Origin of the sequence: Roseomonas sp. BN140053, from assembly GCF_047690175.1 — a bacterium.
Lineage (GTDB): Bacteria > Pseudomonadota > Alphaproteobacteria > Acetobacterales > Acetobacteraceae > Roseomonas.
The window spans coordinates 97,225-112,782 of sequence record NZ_JBLLEB010000008.1 but is presented as its reverse complement, the minus strand read 5'-3'; the positions used below and the strand labels follow the sequence as shown (position 1 = coordinate 112,782).

The window sequence follows — 15,558 nt, the reverse complement described above, 5'->3', positions numbered from 1 at the left end:
AGAGGCAGCCGCACCGCGCGTCCCGGTGCCTGTGCGCAGAAAAGCGCGTCGCGGGCCCAGGGTCCCGAAGCCAGGGCGATTTCGGTCAGAAATTTGCCCAGCCTCGCTCTCGGAAGTCTTTCGGATCGTCGGGCCACTCCCGGAGCGAGCGCAGGGAAGGGCGATGTGGCGGGACGAGGCGCTGGGGCGGCCCTGCGAGGAGCGGTGCGCCGGCAACCCGGCTGGGTGCCGCACGACCCACCGGCCAATGATTCAGCCGGGTGAGCGGCTCAGCCTTCCAGGAACCCCAGCACCGGCGCGATCTGCGCCGGATCCATCAGGGCCGGCGCGTGGCCGCAATCCGGCAGCGTTGCCAGCTGCACCCCCGGCTTCGCGGCCGTGCGGGCGGCGGTTTCGGGCAGCAGCAGCGTGCTCTCCGCTCCGCGCAGCACCAGGGTCGGCAGCGCCAGCCGGTCCCACAGGGTCCAGAGATCCGCATCCGCCGCCGGTCCCTGCCGCGCCGGCACGGCGATGGCGGGATCGTAGTGCAGGCGCAGCTCGCCCGCCGCCGTCATGCGGCCGCTGTGCCGCGCGAGGTGGCGCCATTGCGCGTCGCTCAGCCGCCCGAAGGGGGCGTGGACGCGGCGCAGGTAGTGTTCCAGCGCGGCGAGGTCGGGAAAGGCGAGGTCCGGCGACAGGTAGTCCGCGATCGCCGCCAGGGCCGCCGCGGGGATGAAGGGGCCGATGTCGTTCAGCACCATCCGGCGCAGCGCCGCCTCCGGCACCGCGGCCACGGCCATGCCGATCAGCCCGCCCATGGAGGTGCCGACCCAGTCGAAGGGCCGGCCCAGTGCGCGCAGCAGGGGCAGCAGGGCCACGGCGTAGTGCGGCACGGTGTAGAGCGCGCCGTCGGGCAGCCAGTCGCTCATCCCGCGGCCGAAGATGTCGGGGCAGATCACCCGCCGTCCGCGCGCGGCCAGGGCGGCGGCCAGGGTGTCGAAGTCGCGGCCCGTGCGGGTCAGGCCGTGGACGCAGACCACGGGGTCACCGGCGAGCGGACCCCATTCCGTCCAGCGCAGCGTGGCGGGGGCGCCGGCGACCTCGCAGCGGTAGCTGCCGGCGCGGGGGTCGTCAGGCGATCCCATCGGCCCGCAGCTTTGCGATCGCCTCGGCGGAATGGCCGAGGGCGGAGAGCACGGCCTCCGTGTGCTGGCCCAGCACCGGCGGCGGGGCGCGGTAGCTCGGCGGGGTATCGGACAGGCGCACGGGGTTGGCGATGACCTTCACCGTTTCGCCCGAGGCGTGGTCCATTTCCACCACCACGCCGCGCGCCTGCACGTGCGGGTCGGCGAAGACCTGGCTGAGCTTGTTGATCGGGCCGCAGCCGATCTTGGCGGCTTCCAGCGCCTCGACCCATTCGGCGGTGGAGCGCGCCTGCATCACCGGGGTCAGCGTGTCCGTCACCAGCTGGCGGTTCTGCACGCGGGCGGCGTTGGTGCTGAAGCGCTCGTCGGCCAGCAGGGCTTCCTGGCCGGTCAGCTCGCAGAAGCGCTTAAAGGTCGGGTCGTTGCCGACGGAGAGCACGATGTGGCCGTCCGCCGTGGGGAAGACCTGATAGGGCACGATGTTGGGGTGGTCGTTGCCCAGCCGCGCCGGGTCCTGCCCGGTGGCGAGATAGTTCATGCCCTGGTTGGCCAGCCAGGCGACGTGCGTGTCCAGCATGCCGATGTCCACCTGCTGGCCCTGGCCGGTCTCGGCGCGGTGGCGCAGCGCGGCCAGGATGCCGATGCAGCCGTAAAGGCCGGCGAAAAGGTCGGCCACGGGGATGCCGACCTTTTGCGGCAGGCCGTCCGGCTCGCCGGTCAGGGACATCACGCCGCCCATCGCCTGGATCAGCCCGTCATAGCCGGGGCGCGGGGCATAGGGGCCGGTCTGCCCGAAGCCGGTGATGGAGCAGTAGATCAGCCGGGGATAGCGGGCGCGGAGGTCCTCCCAGCCCAGGCCGTACTTGGCCAGGGCGCCGACCTTGAAATTCTCCACCAGGATATCGGTGTCGGCCAGCAGCTGGTGCACGACCGCCTGGCCCTCGGGGCGGGCGATGTCCAGCGTGACGGACTGCTTGTTGCGGTTCACGCCGACGAAATAGGCGCTCTCGCGGGTGTTGGGCACGTAGGGCGGGGCGAAGCCGCGGGTGTCGTCGCCGCTGCCGGGGCGCTCGATCTTGATCACCGTGGCGCCGAGGTCGCCCAGCATCTGCGTGCAGGTGGGCCCGGCCAGCACGCGGGTGAGGTCGAGCACCCGCAAGCCGTTCAGGGCGCCGGGGGTGAGGGCGGCGGCTGCGGCGCCCGGCGCGCCGGCGGCGCCCGGGTTCGGCTGGTTCCCGCTCGGCTGGTTCACGGCGACGCGCTCCCTTCCCGGCCGGGCACGGCCGGGATGGACGGGCGCGGCGGCCCCCTTCCCTGCCGGCAAGCCAGCGGGCCGGTCAAGGGCAGGCGGGTAGGCTCAGGCGAGGTGGATCAGGGTGAGTTCCGGCGGCACGCCCAGGCGGACCGGCAAGGCGCTGCAGCCCAGGCCGCCCGACACGACGAGGTTGCGCCCGTCCTCCTCCACCAGCCCGTAGGCGTAGCGGTTGCCGTAGCGGGACGGCACCATCGGGGAATAGTTGTTCAGCCGCACTTGGCCGCCATGCGTGTGGCCCGACAAGGTCAGGGCGACCCGCGCGGGAACGGCGGGAAAGATGTCCGGCTCATGCGCGAGCAGGATCGCGGGTGCGTCGCCGCTTACCTGCGCCAGGGTTGCCGGCAGGTCGTCCGCCCCGCCGCCGTTGCGGAAGGCCCACTGGCTGTCGGTGCCGCAGAGCCAAAGGCCGTCATCGCCATGGGGCAGCAGCGCGGCGGCGTTGGACAGCACCCGCAGACCGGCGCGCTGCAGGTGGCCCTCAATGGCGGGGCGGCCCAGGCGGCTCCGCTGCACCTCGCGGTCATCCCACCAGTCGTGATTGCCCAGCACCGCGAAGGTCCCTAGCGGCGCGTCGAGCCCCGCCAGCACCCTGGCCACGCCTTCCATGGGCAGGCGCCGGGACACGAAGCGGTGATGCGCTGGCAGGTCCCCCAGCACCGCGTGCAGGTTCGGCCGCAGGGAATTGGCGAGTTCGACGACACGGGCGAGACGGGACAGGGGCATCCAGGGTTCGCAGCAATGCGGGTCCGTGAGCACGCAGAGCGCCATCGGCGGCCGCGCGCCCCAGCCGGGAAGCGCCAGCCGGTATTCCTGGACCACCAGGCGGAAGCCGGGCTCTAGCACCACGGCATAGGCCGCCACCGCACCGCCGGCGGAGGCCAGCGCGGCGACGCCGCCGAGCGAGGCCCGGAGCAGGTGGCGGCGCGTGGGCCATTGCATGCGGGAGGTCTGCCTGTGAAGCGTTCGGTGCGGGGCGCCTTCCCGGCCGCCCGGGGCCGGCGGCCAGGCGGAAGCGGCCGCCTGCCGGGATGGCGGGTGACCGATAGCATGGCGCCGGCCCGGCTTCCCACCCGTCGCAACGCGGTGGCCGGAAGCCGTGTTCGCAGCAACAGGTGATCGGCGGGCCCGCCGGTGCAACCATTCGGCGCTAGCCCTGAATGATGTTCTATCGTAACGTTGCGCTTCCGTTGGACCGGCGGTTCCGCCCGGCCGGCCGGGCACTGCCGTCCCGGCGGCGGGCCGGCGCGAACGGCGGGCGTCACCATTCCGAAGGGGTTCCACGATGGGCGACATGACCGCACTGGACTGGGTCAATCCCTACATGTCGGCGCGGCGCCAGCTGATCTGCGGCGAGCTCGCCCGGCTGATCCCCAGCAAGGACACGGTGATCACCTCGAACGGCGCCGCCAGCGGCAAGTTCTTCGAATGGACCGGCTACACGCAGGCCGCGCTGGAAAGCGCCTGGAAGGCAAACGGCTTCGCCAAGAATGAGAAGGGAAACTGGGAACGGACCAGCGGCGTCGCCGTCACCACCTCCTGCGAGGCGCTGATCGGCAAGGTGTTCAACCGCATCGAGGCGGCGGGGATGGGCAAGCGCAAGGGCGGCACCACCACCTTCAGCCTGCCCGGCAACGACTTCTACGGCCGCGAGCCCGCCACCACGCCGGTCGGCTGGCACTGGTACCGCGAACGGTCGGACACGGTGCACCCGCAGCCCGGCGATGCCTTCCAGATCGGCACGCCGGTGAAGCAGGGGCAGTGGCAGCACCACCATGTCGGCATCATCACCTTCTGGATCAACGACGCGCTGCCGCAGTGGGAAACGGTGGAAGCCGGCCAGGGCGGCCCGGGCAGCGGCTACGATTCCATCAAGCGCAAGCCGCTGCGGCTGGTGGACCCCGTGCACAAGACCGATCCCAAGCGGGTCATCATGGGCTGGCTGAACATCGACGAGCATTTCGGCTGAGGCCGGGCCGGCATCGCCGCCCCGCCCCCGGCAGGGCCGCCCTGCGCCTAGCTATCGGCGCGGATGTTGTTGTCGCGGATCACCTGCCCCCACTTGCTGATCTCCTCCCGCAGGAAGCGGTCGCATTCGGCGGGGGAGGAGGCGACCACCTCGGCGCCCTGTTCCTCGAACTTGGCGCGGATCTCGGGCTCGCGCAGCACGGTCGTGACCACCTCGTGCATGCGGGCCAGGATCGGCTCGGGGGTGCGGGCGGGGGCCAGCAGCGCCCACCAGGTCGGTGCCTCGAAGCCGCCGAAGCCCTGCTGCGCGAAGGAGGGCGTGCCCGGCAGGAAGCGCGACTCCCCCGCGGTGGTGACGCCCAGCGGCCGCAGCGTGCCGGCGCGGACGTGCCCGGCGATTGGCACGATGTTGGTCATGAACAGCGGCACGTGGCCGGCCACCGCGTCCTGCGTCGCCGGGCCCGCGCCGCGATAGGGCACGTGGGTCAGCCGGAAGCCGCCCTGCTGCTGCAGCCGCGTCATCGCCACGTGCGACAGCCCGCCCACGCCGGAGGAGGCGTAGGAGATGCTGTCCGGGGCGCGCTTGGCCGCTTCCACCACCTCGGCGAAGCTGCGGTAGGGCGCGTCGCGATGCGCCACCAGGGCGAGCGGCCCGCTGGCCACCAGCGACACCGGCGCCAGGTCGCGCAGGGTCTGGAAGGGCAGCTGCATCACCGTCTCGTTGGTGGCCTGGGTGTCGTAGGCCAGCAGCCAGGTGTTGCCGTCCGGGGCGGCGCGGGCGACCTCGACCGCGCCGATGCTGCCGGAGGCGCCGCCCTTGTTCTCCACCACCAGGGGCTGGCCGAGCAGCTGCTGCCAGCGCGGCTGCAGGATGCGCGCCAGCGTGTCCACGGACCCACCGGGCGGCCAGCCCACCACCAGCCGCACGGGGCGGTTGGGCCAGTTGCCCTGGGCGCGGAGCGGGCGGTGGCCGGCCAGGGCGGCGCCGAGCAGCCCCCCGGTGCCGGCAACGAGACTGCGACGGTTCATGGCGGACCCGGTTTCCTTCCCAACGCCTGCGCCTCGGAACGGGCGCTGGACTGTGTTCCCGCGTTACACCGGCGCGCGCCCGGAACGGAAGGGCTGCCGTGCCGGGGATGGCATCGGACATGGGCGCCGGCCCATCGCGCCTGCGGGACGGCCCACCCAGACAGTGGAAAGCTGCGGCGATCGGTGCGATTTTGTACACAGGACACGCGCGCTTCGGCCTGCCACCCCGAGACCGACCCAGGCGCGTGCGCTTTCCGCAGCGAATGGAAGGGTTCCCATGCCGTCGCCCCAACCACCGCAGTTCCGCCTGGGGGCCTTCGTGGTGATCGCCGCCGTGCTGGGCGGCAGTGCCGCGGCCTTCGCCTATACCGCCGGCTGGTTCTCGCCGGAGCGCCTGTCGCGCGAGCGGGTGCTGGCCGCGCTCAGCCCGCCCGCCGGCCCGGCGCCGGGGCACCGGCGCAACCACGTCACCGGCCTCTGCTTCACCGGCACCTTCGAGGCCAACGGGGCCGGCGCCGCCCTGTCGCGTGCCTCGCTCCTCGCCGCCGGGTCCTATCCGGTGATCGGGCGCCTCAACCTAGGCACCGCCGACATCTCGGAACCCGAGGGCAAGCCCCGCGTGCGCGGGCTGAGCCTGCGCATCACCGCGCCCGACGGGGCGGAATGGCGCACCGCCATGATCAACGCCCCCGTGTTTCCCGTGTCCACGCCGGAAGCCTTCCTGGCGCTACTGCAGGCCGCCGGCAGCAAGGAGCCGGGCGCCTTGCCGGCCTTTGCCGCGGCGCATCCGGAAATCGCCGGCTTCGGCGCCTGGGCGGGGGGCGGTCCCTGGACCGCCAGCTATGCCGAGGAACGCTACAACGGGCTGAACGCCTTCATCTTCACCGATGCCGGCGGCAACGACCACGCGGTGCGCTGGTCGATGCGCCCGCAGGCGCAGCCGGTTCCCGTGGCGGCGGCGGAACTCGCGTCCCGCGCGCCCGATTTCCTGGATCGGGAGATCCGGACCCGCCTCGCCGCCGGGCCGGTGCGCTGGACCATGACGGTGACCGTGGCCGAGCCGGGCGACCCGGTGGCCGATCCCAGCAAGGCCTGGCCGGAGAGCCGCCGCACCCTGGAGGTCGGCACCCTGACGGTGCAGGCGCTGCAGGCGGAGCCCGATGGCCCCTGCCGCGACATCAACTACGACCCCACCGTGCTGCCGCCGGGGATGCGCACCTCCGCCGATCCCTTCCCCGCCGCGCGGTCCTCGGCCTACGCGCTGTCCTTCCGGCGGCGCGCGGCCGAGGCGGCGCAGTATCCCCACACCCCTGCCGGAGCCCGCCCATGACCGCCATGCGCTTCAGCCCGGCCCAGCGCGTCCTGCACTGGGTGATGGCGGCCTGCATCCTGGCGATGCTGTTCATCGGGGTGGGCATGGTGTCCACCATCTCGGCCCGCTACCTGACGCTGGTGTCGATCCACAAGCCGCTGGGGATCGCGATCCTGGTGCTGGCGCTGCTGCGCCTGGGGCTGCGGCTGCGCCGCGGGGCGCCGCCCCTGCCGGCCGACCTGCCGGAGCCGATGCGGCTGGCGGCGCAGCTGTCGCACGTCGCGCTCTACGGGCTGATGATCGCCATGCCGCTGCTGGGCTGGGCGATGCTGTCGGCCGAGGGCATGCCGGTGGTGCTGTTCGGCGGGCTGCGCCTGCCGCCCATCCTGCCGCCCGGGCTGGAACTCTACGCGCTGCTGCGCGCCGCGCATGGGTACCTGGCCTACGCCTTCTTCGCGGTGATCCTGCTGCATATCGGCGGCGCGCTGTTTCACGCGCTGGTGCGCCGCGACGGCGTGTTCGAGGCGATGGCGCCGGTTCCGACCCGGGCGGTGGAGTAGCGGCGGTTGCGGAAGGCCGGGGGAGTGAACTCCCCCGGGCCCCCTCCTTCTTTCGGGCGTTAAGCGCACGGGTGGCCCGGGGCGCGCCCGAAAACTCCCGAAAATAGAAGGGGGTCCGGGGGGATACTTCCCCCCGGCTTACGCCCCCGCAGGGCCCGCTTGCCCGCCTGCGGAGCCTGGGCGCATGGTCCCCGCCCCCTTTCCCGGTGCCGTCGCGCCCCACCCTTGTCCGAGGACCCCGCCGCCCATGCTGGACCGCCCGCACCCGACGCCCGAGGCGCCGACCACCGACTGCTTCGCCCTGGCGCGGCAGCTTTCGGGCCGGCACTTCATCGGCGGCCGCTACGTCGCGGCCCGCTCGGGTGCCAGCTTCCCGGTGGTGAACCCCGCCACCGGCGAGGAGGTGGCCCGCGCCGCCGAGGGCGACGCGGCGGACGTGGACGCGGCGGTGGGGGACGCTGCCCGGGCGCAGAAGGAATGGGCCAAGGTGCCGGCCCGCAAGCGCGGCGCCCTCGTGCACCAGTGCGCGGCGATCGTGCGGGAGCACGTGGAGGAGCTGGCTCGGCTGATCGCGCTGGAAACCGGCAAGGCGCTGCGCACGGAAAGCCGGGTGGAGGCCAACACCGTGGCCGACATCCTGGAATTCTTCGGCGGCCTCGGCGGCGAGTTGAAGGGCGAGACCGTGCCCTTCGACCCCAAGGTGCTGAGCGTCACGGTGCGCGAGCCGCTGGGGGTGGTGGGCGCCATCATCCCCTGGAACGTGCCGATGCTGCTGATGGCGCTGAAGATCGCCCCCGCGCTGGTGGCCGGCAACACGGTGGTGGTGAAATCCGCCGAGGAAGCGCCGCTGGCGGTGCTGCGGATTTGCGAGCTGCTGAACCGCGTCCTGCCGCCCGGCTGCTTCAACATGCTCTCCGGCTTCGGCCCGGACTGCGGCGCGCCGCTGGTGGAGCATCCGCTGGTGCGCAAGGTGACCTTTACCGGCTCGGTGGAGGTCGGGCGCATCGTGGCCAAGGCGGCAGGCGAGAAGCTGATCCCGGTGACGCTGGAGCTGGGCGGCAAGTCGCCGATGATCGTCTTCGCCGACTGCGACTTCGACAAGACGGTGGCCGGGGCCCTGACCTCGATGCGCTTTACCCGGCAGGGGCAGAGCTGCACCGCCGCGTCGCGCATCTACGTGGAGCGGCCGATCTTCGACCGCTTCGTGGAGGCCATGGCCGCCAAGGTGGACGCCATGCGGATGGGCGACCCGCTGGACGAGGCGACGGACATCGGCACCATCATCAGCCCCGAGCAGTTCGGGAAGGTGCGCGGCTTCATCGACGAAGGGATCGCGACGGCGGGCGCCACCGGCCGCGCCTGTTCCGCCCTACCCGCCGACCCCGCACTGCGGAAGGGGCTGTTCATCCAGCCGCATATCTTCACCGGGCTGACCGGGGAAAGCCGGCTAGTGCAGCAGGAAATCTTCGGCCCCGTCACCTGCATCTTCCCCTTCGACGATGCCGAAGCGGTGCTGGCCGAGGCCAATGGCACGGAATACGGGCTGGCGGCCTCGCTGTGGACCAACAACCTCAAGGTCGGGCTGGACCTGGCGCACCGGCTGGAGGCGGGGCTGGTGCAGATCAACCAGAACCTCGTGGTGCAGGCCAATCTCAGCTATGGTGGCGTGAAGTCTTCGGGACTGGGCAAGGAGGCGTCGCTGGAAGCGATGCTGGAACACTTCACCCACAAGAAGACCATCATGGTCCGCATGGACTGAAAGGCGGGCCTCCCGTGGATTTCTCGAACAAGACCGCCGCCGAGCTGCGGACCATGGTGGACAACGCCGCCCGCGCCAGCGCCGTGCCCAAGGCCACAGCGCAGCGCCTGGCGGCCGCCACCGCGCTGCGCGAAGCGGCGGAAGCGGAACTCGCCCGGCGCGGCCCCGCCGCCCGCCCGCGCGGCGCCCTGACGCCCGAGGCGGAACTGGTGGGCGCGGCCAAGGCGCGGCTGGTGGCGGCCGCGGGCCGCGCGGCGGCGGCCTTCGACCTGTCGCCGGAGCGCGCCAACACCCGCACGCCGCATGCGCTGCTGGGCAAGGATGGCGGGCCGAAGCTGGGCGGCCGGGCGCGCAGCAAGCAGGTGCGGCGGGACCTCTACATCTCCTACCGCAACGGGGACCGGGTCGCGGCGCTGACCTTCCTCCTGCGCGATGCCGAGGACACCGAGGGCAGCTGGGAAGGCGGGGCGGTGGTGCCAGGGCAGCAGGAACCCGCGCCCGGCGGCTACGCCGGCCCGGATGCGGAAGCGGCGGAGGCCGCCTTTACCGCGCTGCTGGAGCAGATCGCGCCCAAGCGCGACTGAGCGCGGCCCGCCGCGGACCGGGTGGCGCGCCCGGTTCGCGGATCGGGCGGAAGCGCCGGCCGCCCGCGGCTGGAAGCGCCGCGCCCTGCGGCCCGGCGGGACGCTCCCTGGCGGCGCCCTCCCGCGGGAATCTCCGCCGGGCGGAGGCGCTGACACCGCGCCCTCACCGGCATACGGCTTGGCGGCAGGGCGCGGCGTGTTCATCCTGCCCGCATGCCGCCCCGACGCCGTCCCCTGTTTCGCCGCGTGTTGCTGCGCCTTCTCGGCGTGCTCGTGCTGCTGGTGCTGCTGGCGGCCGGGGGGCTGGCGGGGGCGCTGTGGTGGACCCTGCCAGGCGTGGGCGGCACCCTGACCCTGGCGGGGCTGTCCGCCCCGGTGCAGGTCAGCTTCGACGCCGACGGCATCCCGCGCATCGCCGCGGCGACCGAGATGGACGCCGCCATGGCCGTGGGCGTGCTGCATGCCCGCGACCGGCTGTTCCAGATGGAAACCATGCGCCGCGGCGCCAGCGGCCGTCTGGCGGAGATCGCCGGCCCCGCCGCGCTGCGGGTGGACCGCTTCACCCGCGTGCTGGGGCTGGCGCGCCGGGCGGAGGCCGATCTCGCGTCCCTGCCCGCGGATACCCGCGCCCTGCTGGACAGCTATGCCGCCGGGGTGAACAGCGTGATCGCCAGCCGCGGCCGCTTCGCCGCGCCGGAGTTCCTGTGGCTCGGCGCGCCGGAACCCTGGACGGCGCGCGACAGCCTGCTCTGGGGCAAGGTCATGGGCCTGTACCTGTCGGGCAACTGGCGGGGGGAGCTGGAGCGCGCCCGGCTGGGGACGCTGCTGCCGGCGGACCGGCTGATGCAGCTCTGGCCGGAGGACACCCGGCCGGGCGGGGCCGAGATTGCCGCGATCCCGGGGGTGGAGCGCCTCCTGGCCGCGCTACCCCGCTTCCCCGGGGACGCGCCGCTGCCGGAGATGGCCTCCAACGCCTGGGCAGTGTCGGCCGAGCGGTCCGCCACCGGCGGGGCGCTGCTGGCCAACGACCCGCATCTGGGCTTCACCGCGCCGATCCTGTGGTACCTCGCGCGGATCGAACTGCCGGGTGGGCGTTTCCTGGCCGGGGCGACCTCGCCCGGCGTGCCCTTCGTGGTGATCGGGCGGTCGGACCGGCTGGCCTGGGGCTTCACCACCACCTCCTCCGACACGCAGGACGTGTTCCTGGAACGCCTCGCCGGCCCGGAGAACTACGACACCCCCGACGGACCCCGCCCCTTCGCCGTGCGGGAGGAGATCCTGGGCGTGCGCGGGGCGCCGAGCGAGACGCTGCGCATCCGCGAGAGCCGGCACGGGCCGGTGATCTCCGACCTCGACCCGCCCTCCGGCAGCCCTACCGTGGTCGCGGTGGCCATGGCCAACCTGGCGCCGGGCGACACCTCCGCGGCCGGGCTGCACGCACTGAACCGGGCGCGCAACCTGGACGAGGCGCGGGCGGCGGCGGCGGGCATCCTGTCGCCGTCGCAGAACCTGACCGTGGCCGATGCCGAGGGGCAGGTCGGGATGTTCCTGACCGGCCGCACGCCGATCCGCGCTTCGGGCGACGGCAGCCTGCCGGCGCCGGGCTGGGACGGCAGCCGCGACTGGACGGGCTGGGTGCCCTTCGACGACCTGCCGCACGTGGCGCGCCCGGCCTCGGGCGCGGTGGCCAACGCCAACAACAAGGTGCAGCCGGCGGACTCGCCGGTGTTTCTCGGCCGGGACTGGCCGGGCGACTGGCGCTTCCGCCGCATCGCCGAGGTTCTGCGCGAGCGCCCGCGGCATGCGCCGGGAGATTTCGTCGCCCTGCAGGAGGACACGGTGAGCCTGCTGGCGCGCGACCTGCTGCCGCTGCTGCGCCGCTTCCCACGGCCGGACGGCTTGGCCGGGCAGGTGCGCGACCTGCTGACCACCTGGGACGGCGAGATGGCGGCTGACCGGCCGCAGCCGCTGATCTTCAACGCTTGGCTGCGGGAGGTCGGGCGGCTGGTGCTCGCGCAGGGCGGGCTGCCGGCCGGCACCGCCTCCGCCAGCCCGGAATTCCTGGCCTCGGTGCTGGGGCCGGAGGCGCCGACGGCCGCCTGGTGCGGCCCGCCCGGTTGCGAGGCGCTGGCCGCCCAGGCGCTGGAACGCTCCGCCCAGGAGCTGGCCGACCGCTTCGGCGCCGATCCCTCGGCTTGGCGCTGGGGGGCGGTGCACGTGGCGCGCTTCGAGCATCCGCTGCTGCGCTTCATCCCCGTGCTGTCGGATTGGACCGGCATCACCGTGGCCACGCCCGGGGATGGGGGAACGGTGAACCGCGGCGGCTATCGGGACGACTTCGCCCATGTGCACGGCGCCGGGCTGCGCATGGTGGCGGACCTGTCCTCGCCGGACGGGATTTGGGTGGCGATCGCCACGGGACAGTCGGGCAACCCGCTGTCGCGGCACTGGTCGGACCTGAATGCCCGCTGGGCCGCGGGGCGGCCGGTGCTGTTGCGGCGGGAGGTGCCGGTGGCCAGCCGCCTGGAACTGCTGCCGGCGACGGAATCGGGACGGGTTTCCGCGCGTTAGCATTGCCGAGCCGGGGGTGAATCCCGACAATAGGAGGCTCATGCTCCAGCGTCCGCCGACCCGCCCGCAGTTCTTCTACACCACCGCCCCCCTGCCCTGCCCCTATCTCCAGGGCCGGACGGAGCGGAAGATCGTGACCGAACTGGCCGGGCCGGATGGCGAGGTGCTGCACGACCGCCTGTCGCGGGCAGGCTTTCGCCGCTCGCACAACATCGCCTATGCGCCGGTCTGCCCGGGCTGCCGCGCCTGCATCCCCATCCGCATCCGCGCCGCCGACTTCGCCCCCGACCGCACCCAACGCCGCATCGCCCGCGCCAATGCCGGGCTGTCCGTGCGCGAAGCCCAGGCCCGCGCCACGGCGGAGCAGTTCGCGCTGTTCCAGCGCTACCAACAGGCGCGGCACGGCGACGGCGACATGGCCGCGATGGGCTTCTACGATTACCGCGCCATGGTCGAGGACACGCCGATCACCACCAACATGGTGGAGTTCCGCGACCCCGGCGACCGGCTGGTGGGCGCCTGCCTGACCGACATGCTCGGGGACGGGCTGTCGGCGGTGTATTCCTTCTACGACATGGCGCTGGAGCGCCGGTCGCTGGGCACCTTCGCCATCCTGTGGCTGGTGGGGCGGGCGGTGCAGCTCGGCCTGCCCTTCGTGTACCTGGGCTACTGGGTGCCGCAGAGCCGCAAGATGGCCTACAAGGCCCGCTTCCGGCCGAGCGAGATCCTGAGCGGCGGCACCTGGCGGGCGCTGACCGACAGCGAAGTGCCGGAGCCGGCGGCCTTCGCGCCGGAGACGGTGGCCTGAAGGCCGGGGGAGTGAACTCCCCCGAGCCCCCTCCTTTTTTCGGGGGTTAAGAGCGCCGTGGCCACCGGCGCACCCCGAAACTCCCAAAAATAGAAGGGGGTCCGGGGGGATATTTCCCCCCGGCTTAGGCGCTGCTGTTACCGCCTACCCGTCGAAACGGTTAGACCGCGGGAAGCCGTTGGGCGGCTGCTTGCCGGCCCCGCCGCGATTGCCGCGCCACGTCGTCAGCACGGTTTCCGTGCGCACCCGGTCGCCCAGCTTCCAGCTGAGGCCGGCGCGGGCGGAGAACACCGTCACATCAGACAGCCCGCCATCCTTGTAGCCCTGAAGCGCGACGCCGCGGCCGCGCGACATGGTCGGCACCTGTTCCAGTGGAAAGACCAGCAGCTTGCGGTTCTCCCCGACTGTGGCGACCGTGTCGCCCTCGGCATCCACGCAGGCGTGCAGCGTGTCGGGGCTGTCCACCACCAGCACCTGCTTGCCGGTGCGCTTCTCGGCCAGCAGGTCCTCGGACTTCGCCACGAAGCCGCGGCCGCTGCGGGAGGCCAGGAGGAACTTCAGCCCTTCCTTCCACACGAAGGCGGCGATCACCTCGTCCTCGTTGGCCAGGTCGATCAGCAGCCGCACCGGCTGCCCGTCGCCGCGGCCGCGCGGCAGGGCATCCGCCTTCACCGTGTAGGAACGGCCGTTGGAGGCCAGGAAGCAGATGCGGTCCGTGGTCTCGGCGTGCAGCCGCAGCAGCAGGGAGTCGCCTTCCTTGAAGCGCAGCTCCGCATCCTCGGGCAGGTGGCCCTTCTGGGCGCGCAGCCAGCCCTTCTCGCTGAGGATCACCGTGACCGGCTCGCGCTCCACGAAGGCGGAGGTGTCCACCGACGTCGCTTCGGGGGCGGCCTGCTGCAGCGTGCGGCGGTCCCCCAGCGGGCCGGAGCCGAACTGCTCGCGCGTGGCTTCCAGTTCCTCGGCGATGCGCTTCCAGCGGGCGGCTTCGCTGCCCAGCAGCTTCTGCAGGCCCTTCTGCTCGGCGGAGAGCTTCTTGTGCTCGCGCCGCAGCTCCATCTCCTCCAGCTTGCGCAGGGCGCGCAGGCGCATGTTCAGCACCGCCTCCGCCTGCACGTCCGTCAGGGTGAAGGTGCGGATCAGCGCTTCCTTGGGGTGGTCCTCCTCGCGGACGATGCGGATCACCTCGTCCAGGTTGAGGTAGACGATCAGGTAGCCGTCGAGGATCTCCAGCCGCCGCTCGATCGCGGCGAGCCGGTGCTGCGAGCGGCGCACCAGCACGATCTGCCGGTGGTCCAGCCAGTGCCGCAGCACCTCGCGCAGCCCCATCACCCTGGGCGTGCGATCGGCGGTCAGCACGTTCATGTTCAGCGGGATGCGGCTTTCCAGCGGCGTCGCGCGGAACAGCGTTTCCATCAGCATCGCCGGCTCGACCGTGCGGGCGCGCGGTTCCAGCACCACGCGCACCACGTCCGTGCTCTCGTCGCGGATGTCGGCCAGCAGCGGGAGCTTCTTCTGCTCCATCAGCTCGGCGATCTGCTCGATCAGCCGCGACTTCTGCACCTGGTAGGGGATCTCGGTGATCACGACCTGCCACAGGCCGTTCTTCGCCTTCTCCACCTCCCACTTGGCGCGCAGCCGGAAGCCGCCGCGGCCGGTCTCGTAGGCCTGCAGGATGGCCTCGTGGCTCTCCACCAGCACGCCGCCAGTGGGGAAGTCCGGGCCGGGCATGTGCTGCACCAGCTCCGCCGTGGTGGCCGCGGGATTGCGCACCAGTTCCAAGGCGGCGGCGCAGATCTCGCCGGCATTGTGCGGCGGGATGGAGGTGGCCATGCCCACCGCGATGCCGTTGGCGCCGTTGGCCAGCAGGTTCGGGAAGGCGGCCGGCAGGACGATCGGCTCCTGCTCCTCGCCGTCATAGGTGGCGCGGAAATCGGCCGCGTCCTCCTCGATGCCGTCCAGCATCGCCTTGGCCACGGCGGTCAGCTTGGCCTCGGTGTAGCGCATCGCCGCGGCGTTATCGCCGTCGATGTTGCCGAAGTTCCCCTGGCCTTCCACCAGCGGGTAGCGGGCGGCGAAGTCCTGCGCCAGCCGCACCAGCGCCTCGTAGACCGAGGCATCGCCGTGCGGGTGGTACTTGCCGATCACATCGCCCACCACGCGGGCGCATTTCTTGAAGCCGCCGGCGGGGTCCAGCTTCAGCTGCTGCATCGCCCAGAGCAGGCGGCGATGCACCGGCTTCAGCCCGTCCCGCACATCGGGCAGGGAGCGGCTGACGATGGTGGACATCGCGTAGGCGAGGTAGCGCTCGCTCAACGCCTCGGCCAGCGGCGACTCGCTGATGCGGTCGCCCTCGGGGCCGGGAGGCAGGGTCTTCACGTCGTCGGGCATGGCGGGCGGCCCAGATGTTCCTAATTCGTTCCTGGCTTCCGTTCTAGCAGCGATGCGCGGCGGAAGCCAGGGAAACACGGCGGCGGCTGGGACAGCGACCGGCGCCGCCCGGCCGCCCGACGCGGCCCGTCGGCAGGTTCGCG

The 15,558-nt window shown here is 72.6% G+C and carries 12 protein-coding genes; 7 read left to right on the top strand and 5 right to left on the bottom strand.

The genetic code is table 11. The features are described 5' to 3' along the window. Positions 1-269 precede the first annotated feature (269 nt). The 3 genes from ACLIBK_RS10340 to ACLIBK_RS10330 form a co-directional block, all read right to left on the bottom strand. The gene (locus ACLIBK_RS10340; RefSeq protein ID WP_415387172.1) at positions 270-1,124 is read right to left on the bottom strand and encodes an alpha/beta fold hydrolase; all 855 of its coding nucleotides are present in this window, start codon (positions 1,122-1,124) and stop codon (positions 270-272) included. Beyond that, positions 1,111-2,292 (bottom strand): CaiB/BaiF CoA transferase family protein, encoded by a 1,182-nt coding sequence (locus ACLIBK_RS10335; RefSeq protein ID WP_415387243.1) that lies wholly within the window; start codon positions 2,290-2,292, stop codon positions 1,111-1,113. Before ACLIBK_RS10335 ends, ACLIBK_RS10340 begins: the two co-directional genes overlap by 14 nt. 189 nt (positions 2,293-2,481) lie before the next feature. Further along, positions 2,482-3,378 (bottom strand): metallophosphoesterase, encoded by an 897-nt coding sequence (locus ACLIBK_RS10330; protein ID WP_415387171.1) that lies wholly within the window; start codon positions 3,376-3,378, stop codon positions 2,482-2,484. Positions 3,379-3,721: 343 nt separating this feature from the next. Between ACLIBK_RS10330 and ACLIBK_RS10325 the strand changes: the two genes are divergently transcribed. Further along, positions 3,722-4,405: a hypothetical protein gene (locus ACLIBK_RS10325; protein ID WP_415387170.1), complete on the top strand. Its 684-nt coding sequence runs from the start codon at positions 3,722-3,724 to the stop codon at positions 4,403-4,405. Positions 4,406-4,452: 47 nt separating this feature from the next. Here the strand turns inward: ACLIBK_RS10325 and ACLIBK_RS10320 are convergent, their stop codons facing one another. Next, positions 4,453-5,433, bottom strand: coding sequence for a tripartite tricarboxylate transporter substrate binding protein (locus tag ACLIBK_RS10320; RefSeq protein WP_415387169.1), 981 nt, complete (start codon positions 5,431-5,433; stop codon positions 4,453-4,455). A 277-nt stretch (positions 5,434-5,710) separates the two neighbouring features. Here ACLIBK_RS10320 and ACLIBK_RS10315 point away from each other — a divergent pair, with 277 nt between their 5' ends. The 6 genes from ACLIBK_RS10315 to ACLIBK_RS10290 all read left to right on the top strand — a co-directional run bounded on the left by ACLIBK_RS10315 (position 5,711) and on the right by ACLIBK_RS10290 (position 13,027). Then, complete coding sequence (locus ACLIBK_RS10315) at positions 5,711-6,763, top strand: catalase family peroxidase (protein ID WP_415387168.1); 1,053 nt, start codon at positions 5,711-5,713, stop codon at positions 6,761-6,763. Next, a complete protein-coding gene (locus ACLIBK_RS10310) occupies positions 6,760-7,305 on the top strand; it encodes a cytochrome b (RefSeq protein WP_415387167.1) in 546 nt (181 codons plus the stop codon). The genes ACLIBK_RS10315 and ACLIBK_RS10310 overlap by 4 nt, the downstream gene beginning before the upstream one ends. 247 nt (positions 7,306-7,552) lie before the next feature. Further along, complete coding sequence (locus ACLIBK_RS10305) at positions 7,553-9,064, top strand: aldehyde dehydrogenase family protein (protein WP_415387166.1); 1,512 nt, start codon at positions 7,553-7,555, stop codon at positions 9,062-9,064. Between the two features lie 14 nt (positions 9,065-9,078). Continuing rightward, positions 9,079-9,648, top strand: a complete 570-nt coding sequence (locus tag ACLIBK_RS10300) for a hypothetical protein (RefSeq protein ID WP_415387165.1) — start codon at positions 9,079-9,081, stop codon at positions 9,646-9,648. Positions 9,649-9,861: 213 nt separating this feature from the next. Then, positions 9,862-12,219 carry a penicillin acylase family protein gene (locus ACLIBK_RS10295; protein ID WP_415387164.1) on the top strand — a complete coding sequence of 786 codons (2,358 nt, stop codon included), beginning with the start codon at positions 9,862-9,864 and terminating at the stop codon, positions 12,217-12,219. 40 nt (positions 12,220-12,259) lie between these two features. Next, entirely contained in the window at positions 12,260-13,027 is a 768-nt protein-coding gene (locus tag ACLIBK_RS10290) for an arginyltransferase (protein ID WP_415387163.1), read from the top strand. A 144-nt stretch (positions 13,028-13,171) separates the two neighbouring features. Here the strand turns inward: ACLIBK_RS10290 and parC are convergent, their stop codons facing one another. After that, positions 13,172-15,415 carry a DNA topoisomerase IV subunit A gene (gene parC / locus ACLIBK_RS10285; protein ID WP_415387162.1) on the bottom strand — a complete coding sequence of 748 codons (2,244 nt, stop codon included), beginning with the start codon at positions 15,413-15,415 and terminating at the stop codon, positions 13,172-13,174. Positions 15,416-15,558 lie beyond the last annotated feature (143 nt).

Bases quoted from the DNA above. Each gene is read 5' to 3' on its own strand.
- ACLIBK_RS10340 (WP_415387172.1), bottom strand. From the start codon at position 1,124: ATGGGATCGCCTGACGACCCCCGCGCCGGCAGCTACCGCTGCGAGGTC.
- ACLIBK_RS10330 (WP_415387171.1), bottom strand. From the start codon at position 3,378: ATGCAATGGCCCACGCGCCGCCACCTGCTCCGGGCCTCGCTCGGCGGC.
- ACLIBK_RS10325 (WP_415387170.1), top strand. From the start codon at position 3,722: ATGGGCGACATGACCGCACTGGACTGGGTCAATCCCTACATGTCGGCG.
- ACLIBK_RS10320 (WP_415387169.1), bottom strand. From the start codon at position 5,433: ATGAACCGTCGCAGTCTCGTTGCCGGCACCGGGGGGCTGCTCGGCGCC.
- ACLIBK_RS10315 (WP_415387168.1), top strand. From the start codon at position 5,711: ATGCCGTCGCCCCAACCACCGCAGTTCCGCCTGGGGGCCTTCGTGGTG.
- ACLIBK_RS10310 (WP_415387167.1), top strand. From the start codon at position 6,760: ATGACCGCCATGCGCTTCAGCCCGGCCCAGCGCGTCCTGCACTGGGTG.
- ACLIBK_RS10305 (WP_415387166.1), top strand. From the start codon at position 7,553: ATGCTGGACCGCCCGCACCCGACGCCCGAGGCGCCGACCACCGACTGC.
- ACLIBK_RS10295 (WP_415387164.1), top strand. From the start codon at position 9,862: ATGCCGCCCCGACGCCGTCCCCTGTTTCGCCGCGTGTTGCTGCGCCTT.
- ACLIBK_RS10290 (WP_415387163.1), top strand. From the start codon at position 12,260: ATGCTCCAGCGTCCGCCGACCCGCCCGCAGTTCTTCTACACCACCGCC.
- parC (WP_415387162.1), bottom strand. From the start codon at position 15,415: ATGCCCGACGACGTGAAGACCCTGCCTCCCGGCCCCGAGGGCGACCGC.